The sequence below is a fragment of the Candidatus Eisenbacteria bacterium genome, assembly GCA_016867715.1.
Taxonomy (GTDB): Bacteria; Orphanbacterota; Orphanbacteria; order Orphanbacterales; family Orphanbacteraceae; genus VGIW01.
In genome coordinates, this window is the sequence record VGIW01000003.1 from 87,567 (window position 1) to 110,536 (window position 22,970).

At 66.3% G+C, this 22,970-nt stretch carries 20 protein-coding genes and 3 tRNA genes; 19 read left to right on the top strand and 4 right to left on the bottom strand.

Translation table 11 applies throughout. The features are described 5' to 3' along the window. Positions 1 to 70 precede the first annotated feature (70 nt). Together rpsO and pnp are read left to right on the top strand one after the other, a co-directional pair. Positions 71 to 340 carry a 30S ribosomal protein S15 gene (gene rpsO / locus FJY73_01480; protein MBM3319338.1) on the top strand — a complete coding sequence of 90 codons (270 nt, stop codon included), beginning with the start codon at positions 71 to 73 and terminating at the stop codon, positions 338 to 340. 94 nt (positions 341 to 434) lie between these two features. After that, on the top strand, positions 435 to 2,519 hold the full coding sequence (gene pnp, locus FJY73_01485; GenBank protein ID MBM3319339.1) for a polyribonucleotide nucleotidyltransferase: 2,085 nt from the start codon (positions 435 to 437) through the stop codon (positions 2,517 to 2,519). A 517-nt stretch (positions 2,520 to 3,036) separates the two neighbouring features. Here the strand turns inward: pnp and FJY73_01490 are convergent. Then, the gene (locus FJY73_01490; GenBank protein MBM3319340.1) at positions 3,037 to 4,212 is read right to left on the bottom strand and encodes an aminotransferase class I/II-fold pyridoxal phosphate-dependent enzyme; all 1,176 of its coding nucleotides are present in this window, start codon (positions 4,210 to 4,212) and stop codon (positions 3,037 to 3,039) included. An 84-nt stretch (positions 4,213 to 4,296) separates the two neighbouring features. On the opposite strand from FJY73_01490, the gene FJY73_01495 reads away from it, so the two are divergent. Continuing rightward, on the top strand, positions 4,297 to 5,064 hold the full coding sequence (locus FJY73_01495; protein MBM3319341.1) for a polysaccharide deacetylase family protein: 768 nt from the start codon (positions 4,297 to 4,299) through the stop codon (positions 5,062 to 5,064). Beyond that, positions 5,058 to 5,975, top strand: coding sequence for a UbiA family prenyltransferase (locus tag FJY73_01500; GenBank protein MBM3319342.1), 918 nt, complete (start codon positions 5,058 to 5,060; stop codon positions 5,973 to 5,975). Before FJY73_01495 ends, FJY73_01500 begins: the two co-directional genes overlap by 7 nt. Positions 5,976 to 6,000: 25 nt before the next feature. On the opposite strand, the gene FJY73_01505 is transcribed toward FJY73_01500, so the two are convergent. Together FJY73_01505 and FJY73_01510 are read right to left on the bottom strand one after the other, a co-directional pair. Beyond that, a complete protein-coding gene (locus FJY73_01505; protein MBM3319343.1) occupies positions 6,001 to 7,002 on the bottom strand; it encodes a DUF4388 domain-containing protein in 1,002 nt (333 codons plus the stop codon). Continuing rightward, positions 6,999 to 8,852, bottom strand: a complete 1,854-nt coding sequence (locus tag FJY73_01510; protein MBM3319344.1) for a tetratricopeptide repeat protein — start codon at positions 8,850 to 8,852, stop codon at positions 6,999 to 7,001. The genes FJY73_01505 and FJY73_01510 overlap by 4 nt, the downstream gene beginning before the upstream one ends. 242 nt (positions 8,853 to 9,094) lie before the next feature. Here FJY73_01510 and asnS point away from each other — a divergent pair, with 242 nt between their 5' ends. Further along, positions 9,095 to 10,423 carry an asparagine--tRNA ligase gene (gene asnS / locus FJY73_01515; GenBank protein ID MBM3319345.1) on the top strand — a complete coding sequence of 443 codons (1,329 nt, stop codon included), beginning with the start codon at positions 9,095 to 9,097 and terminating at the stop codon, positions 10,421 to 10,423. Positions 10,424 to 10,478: 55 nt separating this feature from the next. After that, positions 10,479 to 10,661 (top strand): hypothetical protein, encoded by a 183-nt coding sequence (locus FJY73_01520; protein ID MBM3319346.1) that lies wholly within the window; start codon positions 10,479 to 10,481, stop codon positions 10,659 to 10,661. Between the two features lie 13 nt (positions 10,662 to 10,674). Here the strand turns inward: FJY73_01520 and FJY73_01525 are convergent, their stop codons facing one another. Then, a complete protein-coding gene (locus FJY73_01525; protein ID MBM3319347.1) occupies positions 10,675 to 10,896 on the bottom strand; it encodes a hypothetical protein in 222 nt (73 codons plus the stop codon). Between the two features lie 185 nt (positions 10,897 to 11,081). On the opposite strand from FJY73_01525, the gene FJY73_01530 reads away from it, so the two are divergent. From FJY73_01530 to dnaK, 13 genes are all read left to right on the top strand, one after another. Next, positions 11,082 to 11,157 (top strand) — tRNA-Phe (locus FJY73_01530). Between the two features lie 56 nt (positions 11,158 to 11,213). Beyond that, positions 11,214 to 11,286, top strand: a tRNA-Thr gene (locus FJY73_01535). A gap of 64 nt (positions 11,287 to 11,350) precedes the next feature. Beyond that, complete coding sequence (gene glmM / locus FJY73_01540; GenBank protein ID MBM3319348.1) at positions 11,351 to 12,700, top strand: phosphoglucosamine mutase; 1,350 nt, start codon at positions 11,351 to 11,353, stop codon at positions 12,698 to 12,700. A gap of 19 nt (positions 12,701 to 12,719) precedes the next feature. Continuing rightward, complete coding sequence (gene glmS, locus FJY73_01545; protein ID MBM3319349.1) at positions 12,720 to 14,552, top strand: glutamine--fructose-6-phosphate transaminase (isomerizing); 1,833 nt, start codon at positions 12,720 to 12,722, stop codon at positions 14,550 to 14,552. A gap of 12 nt (positions 14,553 to 14,564) precedes the next feature. After that, positions 14,565 to 14,957, top strand: coding sequence for a RidA family protein (locus tag FJY73_01550; GenBank protein MBM3319350.1), 393 nt, complete (start codon positions 14,565 to 14,567; stop codon positions 14,955 to 14,957). Positions 14,958 to 14,975: 18 nt separating this feature from the next. Next, a tRNA-Sec gene (locus FJY73_01555) sits at positions 14,976 to 15,073 on the top strand. Positions 15,074 to 15,112: 39 nt separating this feature from the next. After that, on the top strand, positions 15,113 to 15,577 hold the full coding sequence (locus FJY73_01560; protein ID MBM3319351.1) for a hypothetical protein: 465 nt from the start codon (positions 15,113 to 15,115) through the stop codon (positions 15,575 to 15,577). Between the two features lie 2 nt (positions 15,578 to 15,579). Further along, positions 15,580 to 16,206 (top strand): signal peptidase I, encoded by a 627-nt coding sequence (lepB, locus tag FJY73_01565; protein ID MBM3319352.1) that lies wholly within the window; start codon positions 15,580 to 15,582, stop codon positions 16,204 to 16,206. A 41-nt stretch (positions 16,207 to 16,247) separates the two neighbouring features. After that, entirely contained in the window at positions 16,248 to 18,071 is a 1,824-nt protein-coding gene (gene lepA, locus FJY73_01570) for an elongation factor 4 (protein MBM3319353.1), read from the top strand. Between the two features lie 53 nt (positions 18,072 to 18,124). Beyond that, entirely contained in the window at positions 18,125 to 19,147 is a 1,023-nt protein-coding gene (locus FJY73_01575; protein ID MBM3319354.1) for a hypothetical protein, read from the top strand. A gap of 139 nt (positions 19,148 to 19,286) precedes the next feature. Continuing rightward, positions 19,287 to 20,321, top strand: a complete 1,035-nt coding sequence (gene hrcA / locus FJY73_01580) for a heat-inducible transcription repressor HrcA (protein MBM3319355.1) — start codon at positions 19,287 to 19,289, stop codon at positions 20,319 to 20,321. 43 nt (positions 20,322 to 20,364) lie between these two features. Beyond that, complete coding sequence (locus FJY73_01585) at positions 20,365 to 20,994, top strand: nucleotide exchange factor GrpE (GenBank protein ID MBM3319356.1); 630 nt, start codon at positions 20,365 to 20,367, stop codon at positions 20,992 to 20,994. 21 nt (positions 20,995 to 21,015) lie between these two features. Beyond that, a partial coding sequence (gene dnaK / locus FJY73_01590) for a molecular chaperone DnaK (GenBank protein ID MBM3319357.1) occupies positions 21,016 to 22,970 on the top strand: 1,955 nt, incomplete at its 3' end.

A 22,970-nucleotide genomic window follows, 5' to 3' on the forward strand; every position in this document is an offset into this window, starting at 1 on the left:
TTTTGGCTAACCCCTTGAAAGAAAAGGAGTTGGCGGTCCCGCAGGAAGCGGGCTCGTAGGAGGTTTTCGCTTGCCGCTCACCAAGGAATCGAAGCTGCGGATCATCGGACGGTACAAGATCCATGACAAGGACTCCGGATCGCCCGAGGTCCAGATCGCCCTTCTCACGGAGCGAATCACCTACCTCACGGATCACTTCAAGGTCCACAAGAAGGACCACCACTCGCGCCGGGGGCTTCTCCGACTCGTGGGGCGCCGTCGCCGCCTTCTCGATTACCTGAAGGCGAACAAGATCGACCGCTACCGCACGATCGTGAAGGAGCTCGGCCTCCGGAAGTAGAGAATCGCGCCGCGCTCCGCCCCGGTGTCGGGGCTATTTTCTCGTCGAGAAAACCGCCCCGGTGCCGCGCGGAAGGCCGGCGCGCAAGGAGAAAATGATGTCGGAACGTCTTGAACTCAGCGTCGGCTCGTCGACGATCACCGTGGAAACCGGCCGCATCGCCAAACAGGCGGAAGGCGCGGTAACCGTGCAGGCGGGGGGAACGGTCGTGCTGGTGACCGCTGTGGCCACGCCCGAACCGATCCCGGACCGCGGCTTCTTCCCCTTGATGGTCGAGTATCGGGAGCGGTCGTACGCCGCCGGCAAGATCCCGGGCGGTTTCTTCAAGCGTGAAGGAAGACCGCTCGAGCGCGAGATCCTGGCCGCCCGCCTGATCGATCGCCCCCTCCGGCCGCTCTTTCCGCAGGGGTTCCTGCACGAGGTCCAGATCATCGCGACCGTTCTCTCCACGGATCAGGAGAACGCTCCGGACGTGCTCGCGCTCGTGGGCGCGTCCGCCGCGGTGGCTCTCTCGGCGATCCCGACCGAGAAGACGGTCGGCGCGGTGCGGGTGGGGAAGGTGAAGGGCGAGCTCGTCGTCAACCCGCCTCTCGAAGAGCGGGACGGAAGCGAGATGGATCTCGTCGTCGCCGCGGCCAGGGATTCGGTCGTGATGGTCGAGGGGGGCGGCCGGGAGTTCACAGAAAGAGAGATGATCGAGGCGCTGAAGATGGCCCACGCGGAGTGCGTCCGGATCATCGACGGGATCGAGAATCTCCGCTCGCGCGCCGGCAAGCCGAAGCGCGCGTTCGTTCCGGACAACACGCCCGAGCGAATTCGCGAGAGGATCCGCGCGATCGCGGGCGGCAGGATCGCCGAGGCGAACGGTTTCGGCGTCAAGGAAGAGCGCAGGGACTTCGTCCGCGCGCTGGAGAAGGAGATCGAGGAGGCGCTCGCCGAGGAGTTCCCGGACAAGCAGGCCCTCGTGAAGGCGATTCTCGACGATGTGATCGGCGAGGACGCGCGGCGGAGGATTCTCGATCACGAAGTGCGGCTCGACGGGCGCAAGCTGGACGAGATCCGTCCGATCGCCTGCGAGGTGGGGGTTCTCCCGCGCACGCACGGATCGGCGCTTTTCACGCGCGGGCAGACTCAGGCGCTCGTCGCGATCACTCTCGGCACGACGTCCGACGAGCAGCGCATGGACGACATCGAGGGGGAGTGGTTCAAGAAGTTCATGCTCCACTACAATTTTCCTCCCTTCTCCGTGAACGAGGTGCGGATGATTCGGGGAACCGGGCGCCGCGAGATCGGCCACGGGGCGCTCGCGGAGCGCTCGATCGAGCCGATGATCCCGGAACCGGAGACATTCCCCTACACGATCCGCGTCGTCGCGGACATCCTCGAATCGAACGGATCTTCATCGATGGCCTCGATTTGCGGGGGGATCCTCGCGCTGATGGACGCCGGCGTTCCGATTCGGAAGCCGGTCGCGGGGATCGCGATGGGACTCGTGACGGAGGGGGGGCGCGCGTGCGTCCTCTCCGACATCCTCGGCCAAGAGGACCATTTCGGCGACATGGACTTCAAGGTCGCCGGAACGCGCCAGGGGATCACCGGTTTCCAGATGGACCTCAAGACCGCGGGGATCGGCTTCGACGTGATCGAGCGGGCGCTCGAGCAGGCGCGCCGCGGACGCCTCTTCATTCTCGACAAGATGGAAGCGACGATCGCGAAGCCGCGCCCGGAGCTTTCGCCGTACGCGCCGAGGATCCTCACGATCAAGGTTCACACCGACAAGATCCGCGAGATCATCGGTCCCGGGGGGAAGATGATCCGCAAGATCCAAGAGGAGTCGGGAGCTACGATCGACATCGAGGACGACGGAACCGTGAAGATCGCGTCGGTCGACGAAGAGGCGGGCCGGAAGGCGATGGAGATGATCAAGGCGCTCGTCGAGGAGCCGGAGATCGGACGGGTCTACGAGGGGACCGTCCGGAGAATCGTCCCCTTCGGCGCGTTCGTCGAGATCCTCCCTGGGAAGGACGGGCTCTTGCACATTTCGGAGCTCGAGAACCGGCGCGTCGCGAAGGTGGAGGACATCCTGAACGAAGGGGACAAGGTCCAGGTCAAGGTGATCAACATCGACGAGGACGGGAAAGTACGCCTCTCTCGAAAAGCCCTCCTCGTGAAGAGCTGATCTCTCCTCCTCTCTCGATAACGAACAGGCCCGGTCGATCGACCGGGCCTCTCTTTCTTTCTCGCGGCGCGGCGTTCGGTCTTCCCGATTCGGTCCGTTCCGATCAGGCCGCGGCTCGAGCTACTTGCAGGCTTTCTTCTTGGCCTTCTTTTCCTTCTTCTCCTTGACCGAGAGCTTCGGCTTGTTCGTCTTCTCCGATCTCTTCTTCTGTTCCTTGTCCGCCATGAGAGCCTCCTTTCGGGTTTCCCGCCGCCATGTTGATCGAAGCGGGCGGCCTTGTGCAAGCCCGATGTTGAGGGGCTGCGAACAGACGCCGCCGAGAAGCCCGAGCCGGGCTAGCCTGGGTTCTGCACGCGTTTTCGTCGCGAGGACGCGGAGCGCGAGCCGAGAGGCCGACCTGGACGAGCCGCTCCCGGAAGCGTAGCCCCGGAGCTACGCTCTAGGAAGCGGCGACGGAAGGGAGGCCTCGTGAGGTCGCGATCCGCGGCCACAGTAGGAAGCGCGTGCAGAATCCAGGTTAAATCCCGCCCCACTTGCGGATCCGGTCGACCGCGTCGGCGAGCTTCTCCTTCGGCTCGACGAGCGCCATGCGGACAAACCCCTCGCCCACGCGCCCGAAGCCGCCCCCCGGCGAGAGGATCACGCCGGTGGAGAGGCCGAGGCTCACCGCGAACTCCTCGGACGAGGCGAACTTCTTCGGTATGCGGGTCCAGACATACATCCCGGCCTTCGGGGAGGAGACGTTCCAGCCGAGCCCGCGGAGCCCCTGAACGAGAACGTCCCGCCTCTCGCGGTAGATCTTTCGAAGATCGTCGATGCAGTCCTGCGGCCCGTCGAGGATCTCGGCGGCCGCCGCCTGAATCGCCGGAAAGATGCTGAAGTCGCTCACGGTCTTGATCTTCCGGATGATCGCGACGACATCCCGGTTCCCGACGAGAAAGCCGACCCGCCAGCCGGCCATGCAGTACGTCTTCGAGAAGGACTGGAACTCGATCGAGCGCTTCTTCTCGGGGTCGAGCTGGAAGATCGAGCGGGTCACGACCCCGTCGTCGAGCGGGAGCTCCGAGTACGCGATATCAGAGACCGCGAGGAGCCCGTGCTTCTCCGCGAACGCGAGCGCCTTCTCGTAGAAGTCGACCTCGATCGCTCCGGTCGGGTTGTTCGGATAATTGAAGAGGAGATATTTCGCGCGCGAAAGCACCGACGCGGGCACCGCCGCGAGGTCCGGGATGAACGCGTTCTCCTCGAGGAGCGGAAGCTCGTGGGCGACTCCCTCGGCGACCTGAACCGCGGGGAAGTAAGCCGGGTAGGCGGGCGATGTGACGAGCGCGACCTCGCCGGAGTTCAGCATCGCGAGAGCGAGCTTGAGAAGCCCTTCCTTCGATCCGACGACGGGAAGCACCTCGGTTTCCGGATCGACATCGACTCCGAAACGCTTCTTGTACCAGCGCGCGACCGCCTCGCGAAAGACCGGGATCCCGTTGAACGGCGAGTAGCGATGGAGCTGGCGGTTCGGGTCGTCGAGCGCGCGGTGGAGCGCGTCGATTGCGCGCCTCGGAGGACGGAGGTCCGGGTTCCCGATCGCGAGGTCGATGAGGTCCTTCCCCTTTGCCTTCGCTTCCGCCTTCATCTCGTCGGTGCGGGCGAACGCGTACTTCGGCAGCGTGGCCGCTCGCTTGGCGAACGCGTACATGGAACAACTCCTTGTAGAGCCGGGGCGGCTCGGTTAGCATCTCGATCGTATGCCCCGCCGCGCGGGGCGTCAAGGAGAGAGGAAGTGCGCGTTCTCGCCTACCATCGCGTGGAACCGCCGCGCGATCTGTCCTGGAACCGGGTCTCCCCCGGGCGGTTCGAGAGGCAGATGGAGCTCCTTCGGAGAGAGGGATTCCGGGGCGTCCCGCTTCGCGAGCTTCTCCGGTCGGGGGGCGAGAGGGAGGTCGCGATCACGTTCGACGACGGCCTCGCCTCCGCCGTTCGCCACGCGCTTCCCGTGCTCGCGCGCATCGGTTTCCAGGCGACGATCTTCGTTCCGACGGCCTGGATCGGGCGGCCGAACCGTTGGGATTCGCGGCTCGTCGGGCGGCCGGTGCGCCACGCCGCATGGGAGGAGCTGGAGGAAGCGGCGGCCGCGGGATGGGAGATCGGCTCGCACGGCCACACCCATCGGGACCTCACGACCCTCGCGGAAGAGGAAGCTCGAGCCGAGCTGGAGACCTCGCGCGCGCTCCTCGCCGGCCGGATCGGAAATGCGCCCGAGTCGATCGCCTATCCGTTCGGACGGACGAACGATCGGGTCGCCCGGCTTGCGAGGGAAGCCGGGTATGCCCGCGGATGCATCTCCTTCATGAGCCGCGCGGCTCGGGATCCGTGGCGGATCGGGCGATCCGGGGTGAGGCTCTTCGACGGGGACGCCGACTTTCTCGCCAAGGTGAGAGGAGGACCGCTGGAAACCTGGCAGGCGGCGAAGGACCGTCTCGCGCATCTCTTCTCGCTCGGGACCCCGCGCCTCTTTCATCGGATCCGGAAGGTAGATGTTTTATGCTGAAAGCGTTCGATTGGGTCTTCGTCTCGCGGCCGATCGTTCTCATCCCCGCGTGGGCTTTTCTTCTGGCCGGCTATCTTCGCGCGAACGAGCGTGCGGCGGAATCCTCGCCTCCGATCGGGCCGCTTCTCGCGCCGTTCCTTCTCTTGACGGCGGTGCTCGCGGGAGTCTACATCGTCAACCAGATCTTCGATCGGGAGACGGACAAGGAGAACGGGAAGCTCTTTCTTCTCGCCGAGGGTCATGTTTCGGCGCGCGGTGCGTGGATCGAGGCGGTCGTTCTGATCGGCGGGGGGCTCGCCTCCGCCGCGGCCTTCCGTCCCGGTCTTCTCCCCTGGCTCGTCTCCTCGGCGGTCCTCGGGCTTCTCTACTCGGCGCCCCCGGCCCGGTTCAAAGCGCGGCCCTTCGTCGACGTCGCGGCGAACGCGATCGGCTATGGGGCGATCACCTTCCTCGTCGGGTTCTCGTTGGCGGGGGAGATCGGGAGGGAGGAGATCGCGCGCGCGATCCCCTACGTGCTCCTCGTCGGCGCGGTCTTCCTGCACACCGCCCTCGTCGACCAGGAGGGGGATCGAAAGGCGGGGATGTGGACGACGGCGATCGCCCTCGGAGACCGAGCGACGTCGGTGGCGGCGCTTGCTCTCCTGGCGGGGGCGGGGCTCGTCGGCTTTCGTCTCGGGGAACCGTATGTCCCGCCCGCCGCGCTCGGGGCGGCTCCCTTCTTTCTTTGGGGGGCGCTCGTTCCCGGACGGAAGGGGAGCACGCTGGCGTATCAGTGGGGGAGTCTTCTCTTCGTCCTTCTTCTCGTGATCCGCCAGCCGCTCTTCGGACTCTTCCTGGTCCTCCTCGTCGCGGCGACACGGCTCTACTATCGATTCCGTTTCCGGCTCGTCTATCCGCGTCTCGACTTCTAGAGAGTCAAGCGTTCGTCGCTCTCCCCTAAGGCGCGGGTCGGTCGAGGCCCGTCCTTCGAAGGCTGCCGACGCGGGAGGTCAGCTCCGCGAACGGGTCCGGGAGATGCCGCTCGTCCGGTAGAAGGCGGACGAGGGGGCCGTAGCGGCCGGAGTGAAGGACATAATGGCCTCCCCCGCGGAGGGCCCGGTAGCGGACATCGTGGTTCCGGAGGTCCGCGACTTGCGTGGGGGAGAGAAGGCCGGCGTGGACGAGATCGCCGAGCGTCGCCGGATAGCGCTCGAAGAGGGATCGGTACATCTCGAGGACGAGACGCAGGTTCCGAATCTCGCGCTCGGTCTGGAACGCGACGACGCGGGCGGCGAACGGAGGGTGGTCGTCCGGACGCGAGGCGGGCGGGACAAGGAATCCCGAGAGCACGAACGCGGCCGCGGGGACGAGGAGGAGAGAGAGCGCGTGGAGAAAGCCGGGCCGCGCGACGGGCCTCCCGCCTGGCTTTTCGACGGGGAGGGGCTCTTGGGGCGCTTCCTCGGGTGGCTCGCGACCCGCGTCCTCGTCGATCTCGTGGGCGGCTTGGAGGAGAACGCTCTCCACCTTGACCGCGCAGCCCGGGCCGTAGGCGCGCACGGACGGCTCCTGCGTGAACTCGAAGCGTCCCTCCTCCCATCGAAGGACCTCGCGGATCTGCTCGCGGACCTGCTCCCGGAGAATGCGGGCGAGCTCCGGAAGGTCGAGCACCCCTTCACGGACGAGGATCTGCGCGAAGGGAAGCTCGGAGCGCGGCTCCAGGCGGAGGCCCCTCATGAGGTGTCGTTTCGGAAGAGCCTCGGTCCGAAGGATGTAGGTCTTCAGGGGATCCGTTGACGAGAACGCTCGGTCCCACGTCGAGACGATCTCGCCTCCGGCGAACACGAAGGCGGCCTTCTCGCCGGGACGCTCAAGTCGGAGGATCCCCGTCTTCCCTTGTCCCGCGAGAAGCTGAAGGACGTCGGGAACGCCGAAGTGGGAGAGGTTTCCGCGGAGGCTCATCGCGCGTCCCCTTCCCCGGCGATCGTTCGAAAGACGCGTTTCGACAGCCGGAGGGCGTCGAAGAGAACGAAGAGATAAAGGGGGACGAAGAGCCACGCGAAGACGAGGTTCTCGATCGGCGCGAGGTCGGCGGCCTGGAGGATCGGAAACGGTTTGATCGCCGCCCCTCGAAACGCCCGCGCGAGAAGGAGGAGGACGGCGAGCGAGGCGTAAGCCAGCCCGCGTCCCCGCCGCCCAAGATAGAAGTGGCCCATCCCGGGAAGGAGGAGGGAGAGGCTGAGGGAAACCGGACGGTGGAAGAGGACCGTTCGCGGGTTCCACACGGGGTCCTTGCCCTTCGCGATGCAGTCCGGGCAGCGATTCGTTCCGGCGACCCGGACGCGGCACCGCCGGCAGAGCGCCTTGCCGCACCGAGCGCAGACGGTGGGCTGCGGCACTGCTTGGCCGAGGGCGAACGCGGAAAGGAGGATGGCCGCGAGGAAGAAGATCCGAGGGAGGCCCGGGGGGAGAAGGGTCCGCGCGGCGGCGGTGATCGCCTCTCCCCATCCGATCCCCTCTCCCGCGGCCCCTCCCGAGAGCAGGCGCTCCCATAGGCGCACGGCGGGAAGGGAGTCGTCGACAAGCGTACGGCTTGCGGAGGTCATCCCCTCGTGCGAGAGGCTTCGAATCAATGAGAAGTCAAGCTCCGATGCGTAAGAGAACTCCCGGCGCGCCTCGTCGAAGGCGAAGGTCTCGAGGTAGAGGCGGCCGAGGTTGTAGTGAGTCGTGGCGCGCTTCTCGCCGAGGGCGAGGGCTTGTCGGTACGCGGAGAAGGCGCGCTCGACATCCCCTTTCAAGAAGAAGAGGTTGCCCATGTTGTTGTAGACCGGGGCAGACGGCCCGTCCGATTCGAGGATCTCCCGGTAGAGGTCGAGTGCTTTTTGGCGGTTTCCCCTCTCCCGCTCGAGAAGCGCGAGCGCGAAGAGCACGTCGCTGTCCCCCGAGGCGGGGGAGAGGGCGGAGGAATCGCGCGGGTCCGCCGCCGCGCCGTGCGAGGTCCCGGAGAGGGCGAAGATCGTCGTCCCGGGCGTGGCAGGGAGCGCGGTGTGAACCGCGAGCTTGAGGAGCGCCGGCGAGGAGAGAAGAAGCAAGAAGAAGACCGCGGCCGCCGTTCTTTCCCCCTTGCCGAGCGCCTTCCACGCGAGAAGGATCCCTGCGCACGCGACCCACACCGTCCCCGGGCCCCATCCCCACGGACGAAAGAGGATCGCGATCGAGCCGAAGAGGACGATTGGGTAGAGCGTTCGCGCTGGCGCAGCGAACGAGGGCGGAAGAAGCTCGACGACGGCGTGCCGGAGGGAGGGGAGAGCGCGGAGAACCGAAGCGCTCGCCGCGGCGAAGGTGACGAGGAAGACGGTGAAGAGAAGAAAGATCACCGCGTTTGCGGCGAGGAGGCTCTGCGCGCGGAAGTTCCCGGCGAGTGCCCGGCCCCCGTCGAATGCGGAGAGGATCCAGGTCGGCTCGAGGCGACGGACGCGCGCGGCCGCAAGGAGAAGGTGCGCGCGGACGAGCGACGGATCCCCGGCCGTCGTCTCGGCGAGAAGCTCTTCCGCTTCCGTCCAGCGGTTTTCGGCGATCTCGTGAAGGGCGCGGTAGTAGTCGAGGCGCGCGAGGACGGGGGACTCGAGGAGAGGCCCCCCGGGCGCGTGCGTAACGATGCGATAGGGCCGCGCCGTCTCTTCCTGTGTCTCAGGAATGACCGGCCCGTGCGACCGATGCGGGGGCGTCTCCGTCGCTTCCGCCGAAGGGAACCACCCCGCCGCCGACAGAAGCCAGACGCCCGCCGCGAAGACGAAAGCCCTCGCGTTCACCCTTGTTCCTCGTCAACCGGATCGCAGCCCCGATCCGCGCCCTCTAACTCTCTAAGAATCGGCCACTTGGATGAGATCTTTAGGATCTTTCCGGATCGCGGGATCGGGCGCCGTCCCCGGGCCTCTCCGGCTTTCGGTTTGACAGGCCGGGCCGGGGAAGACTAGCATGCATCCGTTCGGAACCGGCCGAGGGATCGCGGGTTGCGGGGCTCGGCTTCGGCAGTCTCTGAGGGGGGAATCGCATGCAGCGAGGAGCGGGCGCTCCCGAATCGGGAAGGCCGCCATCGACCTCGATCCGGTCGATCGGGGAGCGAGTGGGGGAGGAGGTCGTGCTCCGCGGCTGGCTCTACCAGAGTCGGTCGAGCGGGAAGGTGGCCTTTCTCCTCGTGCGGGACGGGACCGGGATCATTCAGTGCGTCGTGTCGAAGGCCGAGGTGGCCGAGGAGGTCTTCGACGCAGCGCGCCAGGCCACGCAGGAATCCTCGGTGATCGTGACGGGGCTCGCGCGGCGGGACGACCGCGCGCCCGGCGGCTACGAGCTCTCGGTGACCGGCTTCCGCACGCACCAGACGGCTGACGAGTACCCGATTTCCCCGAAGGAGCACGGGGTCGACTTCCTCATGAGCCACCGCCATCTCTGGCTCCGATCCCGCCGGCCGCACGCGATCCTCTCGATCCGATCGACGGTCGTTCAGGCCCTTCGGACGTTCTTTGAGCGTGAAGGATTCGTGCTCGTCGACGCGCCGATCTTCACGCCGAGCGCTCCGGAGGGAACGACGACCCTTTTCGAAACCGAGTACTTCGGGGGAAAGGCGTACCTCACGCAGAGCGGGCAGCTCTACATGGAAGCGGCGGCGATGGCGTTCGGCAAGGTCTATTGCTTCGGGCCGACGTTCCGCGCCGAGAAGCACAAGACCAGGAGACACTTGAACGAGTTCTGGATGCTGGAACCGGAGATGGCATGGGCCGGGCTGGAGGACGTGATCGATCTTTCGGAACGGATGGTGGTCGACGCGGTCCGCGCGGTGCTCGAGAAGCAGCGCCGCGAGCTCGAAACGCTCGAGCGGGACCCCGCGAGGCTCGCGGAGGTGCGCGCGCCGTTCCCGCGCATGTCGTATGACGAGGCGATCCGCGTGTTGAACGAACGGGGCTGTCCGATCGGGTGGGGAGCGGACATCGGAGGGGACGAGGAGACCGTTCTCGCCGAGGGGAGTGAACAGCCGCTCTTCGTGCACCGTTTTCCGCGCGAGCTGAAGGCGTTCTACATGGCGCCCGACCCGGACGACGAGAGGCTCGCCCTCGGGGTGGACCTTCTCGCGCCGGAAGGCTACGGAGAGATCGTGGGGGGCGGTGTTCGCGCGGAGTCGCTCGACTACCTCGATGACCAGATCCGAAAGCACGGACTTCCGCCGGAACCCCTCGAGTGGTACCGGGACCTCCGCCGCTATGGATCGGTCCCGCACGCGGGTTTCGGTCTCGGCCTGGAGAGGCTGATCGCGTGGATCACGGGGATCGACCATGTCCGGGAGACGATCCCCTTCCCGAGGACGATGAACCGGATCTACCCATGACGCGCGCGGCGGCGCGGCGAGCGAGAGGAAGCGAACGAGGCTTCGGGGAATCGCGGTGACGGCGTTCTACTACCTTCTCATGCTCGGCGGCGGAGCGGCGATGGTCGCCGGCTTCCGCATGGCCGGATCGGCGGAGAGCGGGAGGGCGTGGCGGGGGATCGGGCTTCTGTACGCGGGGTTCGCCGCCGCGTTTCTCGGGGTGCTTCTCGCCTTCGCCCCGCGCTTCTTCTCGGGGTGAGGAGGCGGATCGTCTACTCGCGGTTCACGCGCAAGGGAACGATCCGCTCCAGCTCGTCATCCTTGAAGACGAAGCCCTTCTGGGCATGGTAGTAGTACCACGTTTCCAGGCTGCCCAAGTGAAAGGTGTCGTCCGGAGGGCCGTAGATCTTGGCGACCTTCGAGCGGATGTTCGCGCTGCCGAAACGCGCGATGACGGAGTCGAAGAAGTTCGGATGCTTCGGAAGATGGGCCATAGCCGACTCCTGGTGCTCTGCCCGGTTCCGGTTGTCTGACAGCTACCGAGGAAAGAATAGCACGCCGCAGGCGTCCGGTCAAGAACGAAGCCGCGTATCCTCTTCCGAGGCCGATCTTTGGCTTGACAGGAATGAGAGCGGTTGCTAATCTCCCTCCGGGAAAACGTACGCGGGAGGAAGGGAGTGTCGCGGTAGCTCAGTTGGTAGAGCAGGGGACTGAAAATCCCCGTGTCGATGGTTCAAGTCCGTCCCGCGACACCATCGCCCCGCGAAGGCCTCCGGTCACGGGCGGCCGGTGCGGCCGGACTCACAGACAAGCTGGTGTAGCTCAGCAGGTAGAGCAACGCATTCGTAATGCGTCGGTCCGCGGTTCGATTCCGCGCACCAGCTCGTTCTTTTCTCGCGGTCATCCTCGCCCGCGGGCGTCACACGGAGTTTTACCCCTCAGAGGTTGATGTTGAAGGGTCTCAAGCTCGGCATATCCGGTGCGCGCGGGATCGTGGGCGCAAGCATGACGCCGGACCTCATCGTGCGTCTCGCGGCCGCCTACGCGGCCGGGCGGCGGGGGCGTCCGATCCTGGTCGGGGGCGACACGCGGCCGACCGGCCCGATGGTCCGTCACGCGCTCGTCGCCGGTCTCACCGCGTCCGGCTGCTCGGTCCTCGACTGCGGGATCTGCCCGACCCCGTCGGTGTTGTACGCCGCGAGCCGCCGCGAGACGGGAGGCGGAGTGCTCGTCACGGCGAGCCATAACCCGATCGAGTGGAACGCGCTCAAGTTCGTGAACGAAGAGGGGTTCTTCCTCGGGGCGGCGGAGGGGGCGGAGATGACCCGGCGCTTTCGCGAGGAAGAACCGGTCTATGTCGCGCACGACCGGGTCGGGACGGTCGCGACCGGGCCGGACGTGGAAGCGGAGCATCTGGACGGGATCCTTCGGCTGCCTTGGATCGACGCGGCGCGCGTCGCGCGGAAAGGCTGGAAGGTCGTCTTGGACGGTTGCGGGGGAGCGGGGGCGCGCCTCGCGAGGGAGCTTCTCGCAAGGCTCGGCTGCGCGGTGGAGCCTCTCCACTGCGAGCCGAGCGGCGGCTTCCCGAGGCCGCCGGAGCCGAAGCCGGAGAACCTAGCCGACCTCCAAGCCGAGGTTCGGCGATCGGGGGCGGATGTGGGCTTCGCTCTTGATCCGGACGGGGATCGCCTCGCGCTCGTGACGGGTGAGGCGAGGGCCCTCAGCGAGGAGAGGACGGTCTCGATCGTGGTCGACTTCGTCCTCGCCCGCGATCCCGGGCCGGTCGTTGTCAACCTTTCCACGACCCGATGCGCGGAGGATCTTGCCACGCGCTACGGGGTTCCTTTCCATAGAACGCCCGTGGGTGAGGCGCACGTCGCGGAGGGAATGAAAACTCACGGGGCAGTGGTCGGGGGGGAGGGGAACGGTGGGGCGATGGTCGCTGCCCTTCACCCGATGCGGGACGCGGCGGTCGGCGTGGCGATCGTCCTTCAAGCGATGAGCGACGCGAACCGCAGCCTCGAGGAGATCGACGCGAGCCTCCCCTCGTATGTCCTTCTGAAGACAGTGCTTTCTGCCGAGACTCTGGACGAAGGGGCGCTCGTCACGGCGCTCCGGAGGCGGTTCGGCGAGGGGACCGAAGACCGGCGGGACGGGGTGCGCGTGGCGTGGGAGCGCGGTTGGATCCACGCGCGCCCCTCGAACACCGAGCCGGTCGTTCGCGTGGTCGCGGAGGCAGCCACGCGCGAGGGGGCGGAGGAGCTGCAACGCGCGGTGACCGAAGTCCTCGCGCGGTAGCCGCAGGGGAGTAGACGGAATGTGCGGGATCATCGGGTACGTCGGGTGGAGGCCTGCCTCGCCCATCTTGATCAACGGTCTCCGGCGTCTCGAGTACCGGGGGTACGACTCGGCCGGCGTTGCGATCGTGTCGGGCGAAAGGCTTGAGATCGTGAAGGACGCGGGGAAGATCGGGCAGCTCGCGGAGCAGCTCGCCCGCGCGCCGATCGAGGGAACGGTCGGAATCGCCCACACCCGCTGGGCGACGCACGGCGTGCCTTCCCGTTTGAACGCCCATCCCCACACGGATCCGGGCGAGACGATCGCGGTCGTCCACAATGGGATCGTCGAGAACTTCTACTCGCTCAAGAAGCGTCTCATCCGGGACGGCGCGATCTTCCAAACCGACACCGATACTGAGGTCTTCGCGCATCTCATCGCCCGCTTCTACAACAGCGGTCCGCTCGAAGAGGCGGTGCAGAAGGCGCTGCATCAGGTGACCGGGGCCTACGGGCTCGCCGTCGTCTCCTCGCGCGAGCCGGACAAGATCGTCGGCGCGAGGAACGGATCTCCCCTCGTCGTCGGAATCGGCGAGGGAGAGAACTTCGTCGCCTCGGACCCCGCCGCAATTCTCGAGCACACGCGCCAGATGATCTACCTCGCCGACCGGGAGATGGCGGTCTTGAAGCGGGAGGGGGTCGAGATCACGAACCTCGACAACGTTCACGTCGAGAGGAAACCGGAGAAGATCCTCTGGGACCTCGCCGCGATCGAAAAGGGCGGCTATGATTTCTTCATGCAAAAAGAGATTTGCGAGCAGCCGCGCACGATCCGGGACGCGATGTCGGGGCGCGTCGTGCTCGAATCGGGGAAGGCGCGCCTCGGGGGGCTGAACCTTCCGATCGAGGCGCTTCAGGATCTCGAGCGAATCGTGATCACGGCGTGCGGGACCTCGTGGCACGCAGGGCTCATCGGCGAGTACATGATCGAGGACTTCGCGCGCATCCCGGTCGAGGTGGAGTACGCCTCGGAGTTCCGCTACCGGAGGCCGATCGTGGACGAGGGGACGCTCGTTATCGTGATCAGCCAATCGGGCGAGACGATCGACACCCTCGCCGCGCTCCGCGAGGCCCAGAGGAACGGAGCGCGCGTGCTCGGAATCTGCAACGTGGTCGGCTCGACGATCGCCCGCGAGTCGAACGGCGGCGTTTATCTCCACGCGGGCCCCGAGATCGGGGTCGCCTCGACGAAGGCGTTCACCTCGCAGGTGACGGTGCTCGCGATCCTCTCGCTTCTCCTCGGGAGGGTGCGGGGGACTCTTTCTCGGAAGGACGGCCGGCGGATCATCCGCGCGCTACTGGCGATCCCCGATCAGGTGCAGTCGATCCTCGACCGCGCGGAGGAGATTCATCGCATCGCGGATCTCTACGCCGAGAACAACAACGTCCTCTATCTCGGGCGCGGATACAACTTCCCCGTCGCGCTCGAGGGGGCGCTCAAGCTGAAAGAGATCAGCTATATCCACGCGGAGGGCTATCCGGCGGCGGAGATGAAGCACGGTCCGATCGCGCTGATCGACCGGAACATGCCGGTCGTCTTCATCGCGCTCCGCGACAGCGCCTACGAAAAGGTGATCGGGAACATCCAGGAAGTGAAATCGCGGCAGGGGCGGGTTCTCGCGATCGCGACGGAAGGGGACGATCTCCTCGACAAGTGGGCGGAGCACGTGATCTATCTTCCGCCCACGATCGAGCCGCTCACGCCGATCCTTTCGGTGATCCCGCTGCAGCTTCTCGCGTACTACATCGCGGTGAAGCGAGGATGCAACGTGGACCAGCCGAGGAATCTGGCGAAGAGCGTCACGGTCGAGTAGGAGGATCTCGCGATGACCGAGCGAAGAGCGGTTCGCACGGACAAAGCTCCGGGCGCCGTCGGGCCGTACAGCCAAGGGGTTCGTGCCGGCGGGTTTCTCTTCACGGCCGGGCAGATCCCGCTCGCTCCGGACGGGAGCGGGCTTGTCGGGAAGACCGTGGCGGAACAGACCGAGCAGGTTCTCAAGAACCTGAAGGCGGTCCTCGAGGCGGGAGGGTCCGGGCTCGACCGGGTGGTGAAGACGACCGTCTTTCTCACCGATCTTTCCGCGTTCGATGAGATGAACCGCGTCTACGCGCGCTTCTTCGGCGACTCTCCTCCGGCTCGTTCCGCGTTCGAGGTCGGCGCGTTGCCGAAGGGGGCTCTCGTCGAGATCGAGGCGGTCGCTCTCGCCGGGGAAGAATGATCGGAACCGCGATGCATCGGGAATGGATGGGTTCTGGTGGGCCCCGAGGACTTCAAATCCTTCTGTCGGGTGCTAAAACCACCCGGGGTGGGTTCGATTCCCACACATTCCCGCCACGATCGGCGCGCCGCCTCGCGTGGGGCGGCGTTCTCGTTTTGTCGGTTCTTCTCGCGTGGCCCGCGGTGGGCGCGGAGCGGGAGAGCGTCCGCCGGGAGGCGTCTCCATTCTGGGCGTCGGCGCGCTCTCTCGCGTTCCCGGCATGGGGACAGCTCCACAACGGCAGCGAGAAGAAAGCGGTTGTCCTTTTCGCCCTCCAAACGTATCTTCTCGGACGCGTGTTCACGGTCGACCGGCGGGCCGGATACTATCGCGAGCGGATGAACGATGCGGCGCCCGCGTGGGATTCGGCGGATCTGGAGCGGCGCTACGAGGACCTCCGGGACACGCGGCGCGACCTCGTCTGGTGGAGCTCGCTTCTCGCGCTCTACTCCGTGATCGACGCGTACGTGGACGCCCACATGGTCGGATTCTCCGACGACGTGCGGGAGGTCGAGCGGGCGACCGCCGGGCTCGTCCCTCTCGAGGGGGGCGCGGCCCTCGCCGTGAGGCTGGAGTTCTAGGTATGGCGCGCAAAAGCGGCAATCGTGCGGCGCAGACGGCGAAAAGGCCGAGCCGGATTCGGGAGCACGCCGAGTCGATCTTCGTGGGGGCGGTGCTCTTTCTCTTTCTTCGGACCTTTATGGTTCAGGCCTTTCAGATTCCGAGCGGGTCGATGGAGGATACGCTCCTCGTCGGCGACTTCCTTGTCGCAAACAAGTTCCTGTACGGGGCGCGTATTCCGTGGACCGAGACGAGGCTCCCCGCGGTTCGCGCGCCCCGCGCGGGGGATATCATCGTCTTTCGCGCCCCGCACGTGGAGAAGGACTACATCAAGCGGTGCGTGGCGGTGGAGGGGGACACGGTCGAGCTCCGAGACAACGTGCTCTACGTGAACGGGATTGCGCGGGACGAGGAGTACACCGTCTTCAAGGGTCCGGCCGCTCCTTCGGTCGCGACGTGGGGACCGGCGACGGTTCCGCCCGGACACCTTCTCATGCTCGGAGACAACCGAAACATGAGCCAGGACAGCCGCTACTGGGGCTTCCTCGACAAAAAGCGCGTCAAGGGGCTCGCGATGTTCCTCTATTTCTCCTGGGACAAGGACCGCTTTCTCCCGAGGTTCGGCCGCTTCTTCCGACCCATTCACTGATCGAGCGGGAAGGGAACCCTGCTCCGATCGAGGCGCCGCCGATGTCGACGACGGAAACCGACCAGAGCCGCACGCGGAACTTCTGCATCATCGCGCACATCGACCACGGCAAGTCGACGCTGGCCGACCGCATTCTCGAGAAGACGGGAACACTGGGCAAGCGAGAGATGCGGGACCAAGTGCTCGACAACATGGACCTCGAGCGCGAGCGGGGGATCACGATCAAATCGCATGCGATTCGAATCGACTACCGGGACCCGGACGGCGAGACGTGGCGTTTCAACCTGATCGACACGCCGGGACACGTCGACTTCTCCTACGAGGTGTCGCGCTCGCTCGCCGCGTGCGAGGGGGCTCTTCTCGTGGTCGACGCCGCGCAGGGGATCGAGGCGCAGACGATCGCGAACTTCTACCTCGCGATGGAGCACGGGCTTGCGATCATCCCCGTGATCAACAAGATCGATCTTCCTGCCGCGCGGGTGGAGGCGGTCGAGGCGGCGGTCGCGGATCTCACGGGCGAGCCGAGGGAGAGGATCCTTCGGATCAGCGCGCGCACTGGAGAGGGAGTGGACGCGGTGATCCGCGCGATGGCGGAGAGGATCCCGCCTCCCGCCGGCGATCCGGATGCTCCGCTCCAAGCGCTCGTCTTCGATTCCGACTTCGATTCATACCGAGGCGTGAGCGTCTACGTGCGGGTGGTGAACGGCACCGTTCGCGCGGGCGACCGGATTCTCTTCGTCTCGAACGGCGCCGAGTTCGCGGTCGACGAGGTGGGGATCCTCCGGCTGAAGCGCGTGCCGTGCGACATGCTGTCGGCGGGGGACGTCGGCTATCTCCTTGCGGGAATCAAGAGGGTGCGCGACGCGCGCGTGGGGGACACGATCACGCGCGTCTCGCGTCCGGCGGAGCGGCCGCTCGCGGGTTTCCGCGAGCCGAAGCCGATGGTCTTCAGCGGCCTCTATCCGGCCGATCCGGGGATGTACGAGGCGCTCCGGGACGCGCTCGACAAGCTTCGCCTGAACGACGCGGCGTTCGTCTTCGAGCCGGAGACATCGAACGCCCTCGGCTTCGGGTTTCGCTGCGGTTATCTCGGGCTCCTTCACATGGAAATCGTTCAGGAACGCCTCGAACGGGAGTACGGGCTCGATCTCGTCGGGACTGTGCCGAACGTGGTCTACCGCGCGGTGATGAAGAACGGAAGCGTGATCCGCGTGGAGAACCCGCGCGACCTTCCCTCCCGGGGAGATCTCGATGCGGTCGAGGAGCCGATCGTGGACGCGCAGCTCATCGTCCCGAGCGAGTACATGGGAAACGTCATGAAGCTCTTGACGGAGAAGAGGGGAGAGCAGACGGCGCTCGAGTATCTCGAACCGACGCGGGTGCTTCTTCGCTTCCGTCTCCCGCTCGCGGAAGTCGTCCTCGACTTCTACGACCGGCTGAAGTCCGCGACCCGCGGATACGCATCGTACGACTACGAGCACGTCGGGTTCCAGGCGTCCGACATGGTGCGCCTCGACGTGCTCGTGAACGGCGATCCGGTCGACGCGCTTTCGGTGATCGTCCACCGTGACAAGGCGTACGCGTGGGGAAGACAGCTCACCCGGCGTCTGAAGAAGCTGATCCCGAGGCAGCTCTATCCGGTGGCGATCCAGGCCGCGCTCGGAAACAAGGTGATCGCGCGCGAGACGGTTCCGGCCTTCCGAAAGGACGTCACCGCGAAGTGCTACGGGGGCGACATCACGAGAAAGCGGAAGCTTCTCGAAAAGCAGAGGGAGGGGAAGAGGCGGATGAAGCAGGTCGGCTCGGTGCACATCCCGCAGGAAGCGTTCCTCGCCGTCTTGCGCGTGGACGACGAGAGCGAATAGACAAGAAGCTCTCTCGCCGGCTTTCCTCCTCTCGCGGGCCGCCGGTCGGTACGATGCCGAAAGGACGCGGACTCTACCTGAGCATCCCCTGGGATCGCGCGGTCGCTCCGGACGAGGAGGAGCGGTTCGCGGACGCCGTGCGCCGAGAAGCGGCTCTCCTTCGAGCGGGCGGCCTCTCCGGGGAAACGCGCGTTGTCTCCCTCGCGGTCGGGGGCGGCGATCCTCTCGCGCTCTCGGCGAAGGGGCTCGCCTCCCTTCTCCGCGGCGTCGAGTCGGAGTTCTCCTTTGCGAGCGGTTGCGAACGGACATGCGAGGGGGCGGTCCGCTCGTTCGCAGGGGCAAAGCCCGCGGCGCTTCGCGAAGCCGGATTCGACAGGGTCTGCATGAAGGATGCGGAAGGGGAGGAACCGGAACGGATCGCCGCGGCCGCGCGCGGCGCCCGCGAGGCCGGCTTCCCGACGATCGCCCTCGATCTCCCGCTCGACGGCAGGGAGCAAAGATTGCTTGATGAATCGGTCGTTGATTGGAGAACCATCGATCATGTTTCGCTTCATGAACCGAGAGAGGACGCCCCGAGCGAGGAGGAGTGGGTGCGCCGGTACCGCCGGGCCGCGGCGCGGCTCGAGGATTCCGGGCTCGAGCGCTACGAGATCGCCCACTTCGCGAGGCCGGGGAAGAGGTCTCGGGCCCTCCGTCTTCTTCACGCGGGCGGGGATGTGATCGGCCTCGGCCCCGGCGCCCTCACGTCCGCCGGGCCGATCAGGAGGAGAAGCCTGGACGATCCGATCCTCTACGCGGAACGGCTCCAGGCAGGATTTCTCCCGCTCGGCGAGGAGGAGCGTCTCGACGACACGGCGCGCGCACGCGAGCGGATCTTTCTCGGGCTTCGGCGCTCCGGCGGCATCGATCCGCGGACGGTGGGACGAGGACTTCGTCTCGGACGATCCCCGCTCTCCGAGGAGGCGATCAGGCGCCTCCTCGTAGGCGGCTTTTTGCGGCAGCGAAGAGGAAGGATACTTCTTAGCGAGCGCGGCATCGTGAGGGCGGACCGAATCGTCCTCGAGCTTCTGCCGTGAGCGGAACTCCGGAGTCGATCAGGGTTTGCGCGGTTTTCGCGCGGGCCCGGCGCCTTGACAAACGGGCGGCCGGAACGTAGCTTATTTCCGACACCTTGGAAACGGGCCTGTAAGGCAAAGTGAAGAAAGCGGTTGCGCCGTGAGACCACGTCTCGATGAGCGGGAGAAGAAGATCTTGGGCTCGGTGGTGCGCACGTACGTCGACACGGCGCGCCCCGTCGGCTCGAAGCGAGTCGCGGCCGACACCGGGCTCGGCTACAGCTCCGCAACGATCCGCGGCCTGATGAGCCGGATGGAGGAGCGCGGGCTCATCCGACGGCCGCACACCTCCGCGGGCCGCGTCCCGACCGATCGCGGCTACCGCGTGTACGTGGACGAGATCATGCGGCCGGCCCCGCTCACGCGCGAGGTGCAGGAGACGGTTTTTCACGGGGTCGAGAGAGCGGCCCCTTCGCCGGAGCGCCTGCCGATCTCCCTGGCGGAACTTCTCAACGCGCTCTCCGGACAGATGGGGTTCGCCTCGCCCCCGCGCGTCGACGAGGCGCTCTTCCGGCGTCTCTACGCCACCCGCGAAGAGGGAGGACGGGTCGCGTTCTTCCTCACACTCGATTCCGGGCTCGTGCGATCGGCGCTTCCGGAGGCGGCGGAACCGCCGGCACAGGAAGAGATCGCGGCCGGCGTCGCCGACATGAACCGGAGGTTCGGCGGCCTCACGATCGGGCGCGTGCGCCGGATGCTCTTCGGGGTCGATTGGGAGACGCTCCTTCCGCCGACCCCCTTCGCGCGTCTCTTTCGACGGGCGGCGGAGGAGCTTCTCGAGGTGGCGCGCGACCCGGGCCCGTCGGTCGCCGGCTTCGACGCGCTCCTTGCGCAGCCGGAGTTCCGGAGCGCGGGGGATCTCGATTCCGCCGCGTCCCTTCTCAAGGAGGGTCGATCGATCCCGAGCGTTCTCGAGGGGCGTCTGACCGAATCGGGGGCGACGGTTTGGATCGGCGAGGAAAACGAGGCGGAAGAGCTCAGGCTCTTCAGCATCGTCGCCTCGCGCTATCGAATGGGTCGTTTCTCGGGCGTGATGGGGGTCGTGGGCCCGACCCGCATGCCGTACGAGAAGGCGGTTGCGGTGATCGGCTTCCTGCGGCATGTTCTCGACCGCCGCATGGGGATGGAATCGTAAGAGAGAAAAGAGAAGAGAGAAGAGAGAAGAGAGAAGAGAGAGGATGGGCAAGAGCTCGAAAGAGAAGCAGGAAAGAGAGGGGCCGCTCAACAAGCCGGAAGTCCCCCCAGAGGAAATCGAACGCCCCGCGAGCATCGAGCCGGTCGAGGGGACGGCTTCGGAAACGGAGAGCGGAGTTGGGGCCGGGAGCGGGGCCGCGGAGATCGAGGAGCTCCAGGCTCGCGTCGTGGAGCTGACCGACAAGTGGCTCCGGGCGGCTGCGGACCTCGACAACTATCGAAAGCGTGCGGCGCGCGAGCGGGAGCGCGATCTCTGGCTCGCGCGCTCCGGCGTGACCCTTCCTTTCCTCGACGTGCTCGACGATTTCGATCGGGCGCTCGCCGGCGACCAAACGGACCCGGAGGCTTTCCGGCGCGGAATGGAGCTGATCCGCCAGAAGTTTCTTGCCGCCCTCTCCGGAGTCGGCGTGGAGCCCTTCGTTTCGATCGGCCGGCCTTTCGATCCGGAACGACACGAGGCGCTCCATCGGATCGCGTCCGCGGAGGTCCCGGAGGGACATGTGGCGGCCGAGATCCGGCGCGGTTATCGTTCGGGGGAGAGGATCCTCCGGCCCGCGCTCGTGGCGGTGGCCGTTTCGGAGGGAACGAAAGAACCATCGGATGTTGAGGAATAAAGCTCGCAGGAGGATTCGAAGATGGGCAAGGTGATCGGAATCGACCTCGGAACGACCAACTCGTGCGTGGCCGTGGTTCTGGAAGGCGGCGAGGCCGCGGTGATTCCGAATCCGGACGGCGGAAGGACGACCCCCTCGATCGTCGCCTTCGCCAAGGACGGGGAGCGGCTGGTCGGGCAGACGGCGAAGCGCCAAGCGGTGACGAATCCGGAGAACACGGTCTTCTCGATCAAACGGTTCATGGGACGCCGCCTGGACGAGGTGGGGGAAGAGATCAAGCTGGTTCCCTACAAGGTCGCGGCGGCGTCGAACGGCGACGCGTGGGTCGATCTTCCCCACGCGGGTCGCACCCTCCCGCCGCCGGAAATCTCGGCCATGATCCTTCAGTATCTCAAGAAAGCCGCCGAGGACTTCCTCGGCGAGGAAGTGAAGGAGGCGGTGATCACGGTGCCGGCCTACTTCAACGACTCGCAAAGGCAGGCGACGAAGGATGCGGGAAGAATCGCGGGCCTGGACGTCAAGCGGATCATCAACGAGCCCACGGCGGCGGCGCTCGCCTACGGGCTGGACAAGAAGAAGGACGAGAAGATCGCGGTCTTCGATCTCGGCGGGGGAACCTTCGACATCTCGATCCTAGAGCTCGGCGACGGTGTCTTCGAGGTGAAGTCGACGAACGGGGACACGCACCTAGGAGGGGACGATTTCGATCATCGGGTGATCAACTATGTCGCTGAGGAGTTCCGGAAAGAGACGGGGATCGACGTGCGGAGCGACAAGATGGCGCTCCAGCGGCTGAAAGAGGCGGCGGAGAAGGCGAAGTGCGAGCTTTCGAGCACGATGCAGACGACCGTGAACCTCCCCTTCATCACGGCGGACGCCTCGGGCCCGAAGCACCTCGACGTCGCACTCACCCGCTCGAAGCTGGAGCAGCTCACCGCGGATCTCGTCGAGAGGACGATCGGTCCGTGCCGGAGGGCGCTTGAGGACGCCGGGCTCAGCGCGGATCGAATCGACGAGGTGATTCTCGTCGGAGGGGCGACGCGCATGCCGGCGGTGCAGGAGGCGGTGAAGAGCTTCTTCGGCAAGGAACCGAACCGGAGCGTGAACCCGGACGAGGTGGTGGCGGTCGGCGCGGCGATCCAGGGGGGCGTGCTCACCGGCGCGCTCAAGGATGTCCTCCTCCTCGACGTCACCCCGCTTTCGCTCGGGATCGAGACGCTCGGCGGGGTCATGACGCGCCTCATCGAGCGGAACACGACGATCCCGACCAGGAAGAGCCAGGTCTTCTCGACCGCCTCGGACAACCAGCCGGCGGTCAGCATTCACGTTCTTCAGGGCGAGCGCGAGATGGCGACGAACAACCGCACGCTCGCCCGGTTCGATCTCACCGAGATCCCACCCGCTCCGCGCGGGATTCCGCAGATCGAGGTGACGTTCGACATCGACGCGAACGGCATCGTTCACGTCTCGGCGAAGGATCGCGGCACCGGAAGGGAGCAGAAGATCCGCATCCAGGCGTCGAGCGGTCTCGACGAGGCCGAGGTCAAGCGGATGCTCTCCGAGGCGGAAGCGCATGCCGCCGAGGACAAGAAGAAGCGCGAGATGATCGAGACGAAGAACCAGGCGGATCAGCTCGCCTACGCGGCCGAGAAGACGCTCCGCGATCACGGGGAGAAGATCGATCCGGAGACGCGCAAGAAGGTCGAGGACGCGGCGAACGACCTGAAGGACGCGATCAAGTCGGAGAACGTCGAGCTGATGAAGCGGAGGATGCAGGAGCTGGAGAAGGCCTCGCACGCGCTCGCCGAGAAGGTTTATGCGCAAACGACCGGCGCCGAGGGCGCCTCCTCCACGCGTCCCGCGGGATCGGCCGGCGGAGAAGGCGCGAAGGCGGACGGCGAAGCGGTCGAAGCGGACTTTGAGGTCGTGGACGAGGACGAAGGGAAGAAGAAGAAGGCGGGAGCGGGCTCGCGGGC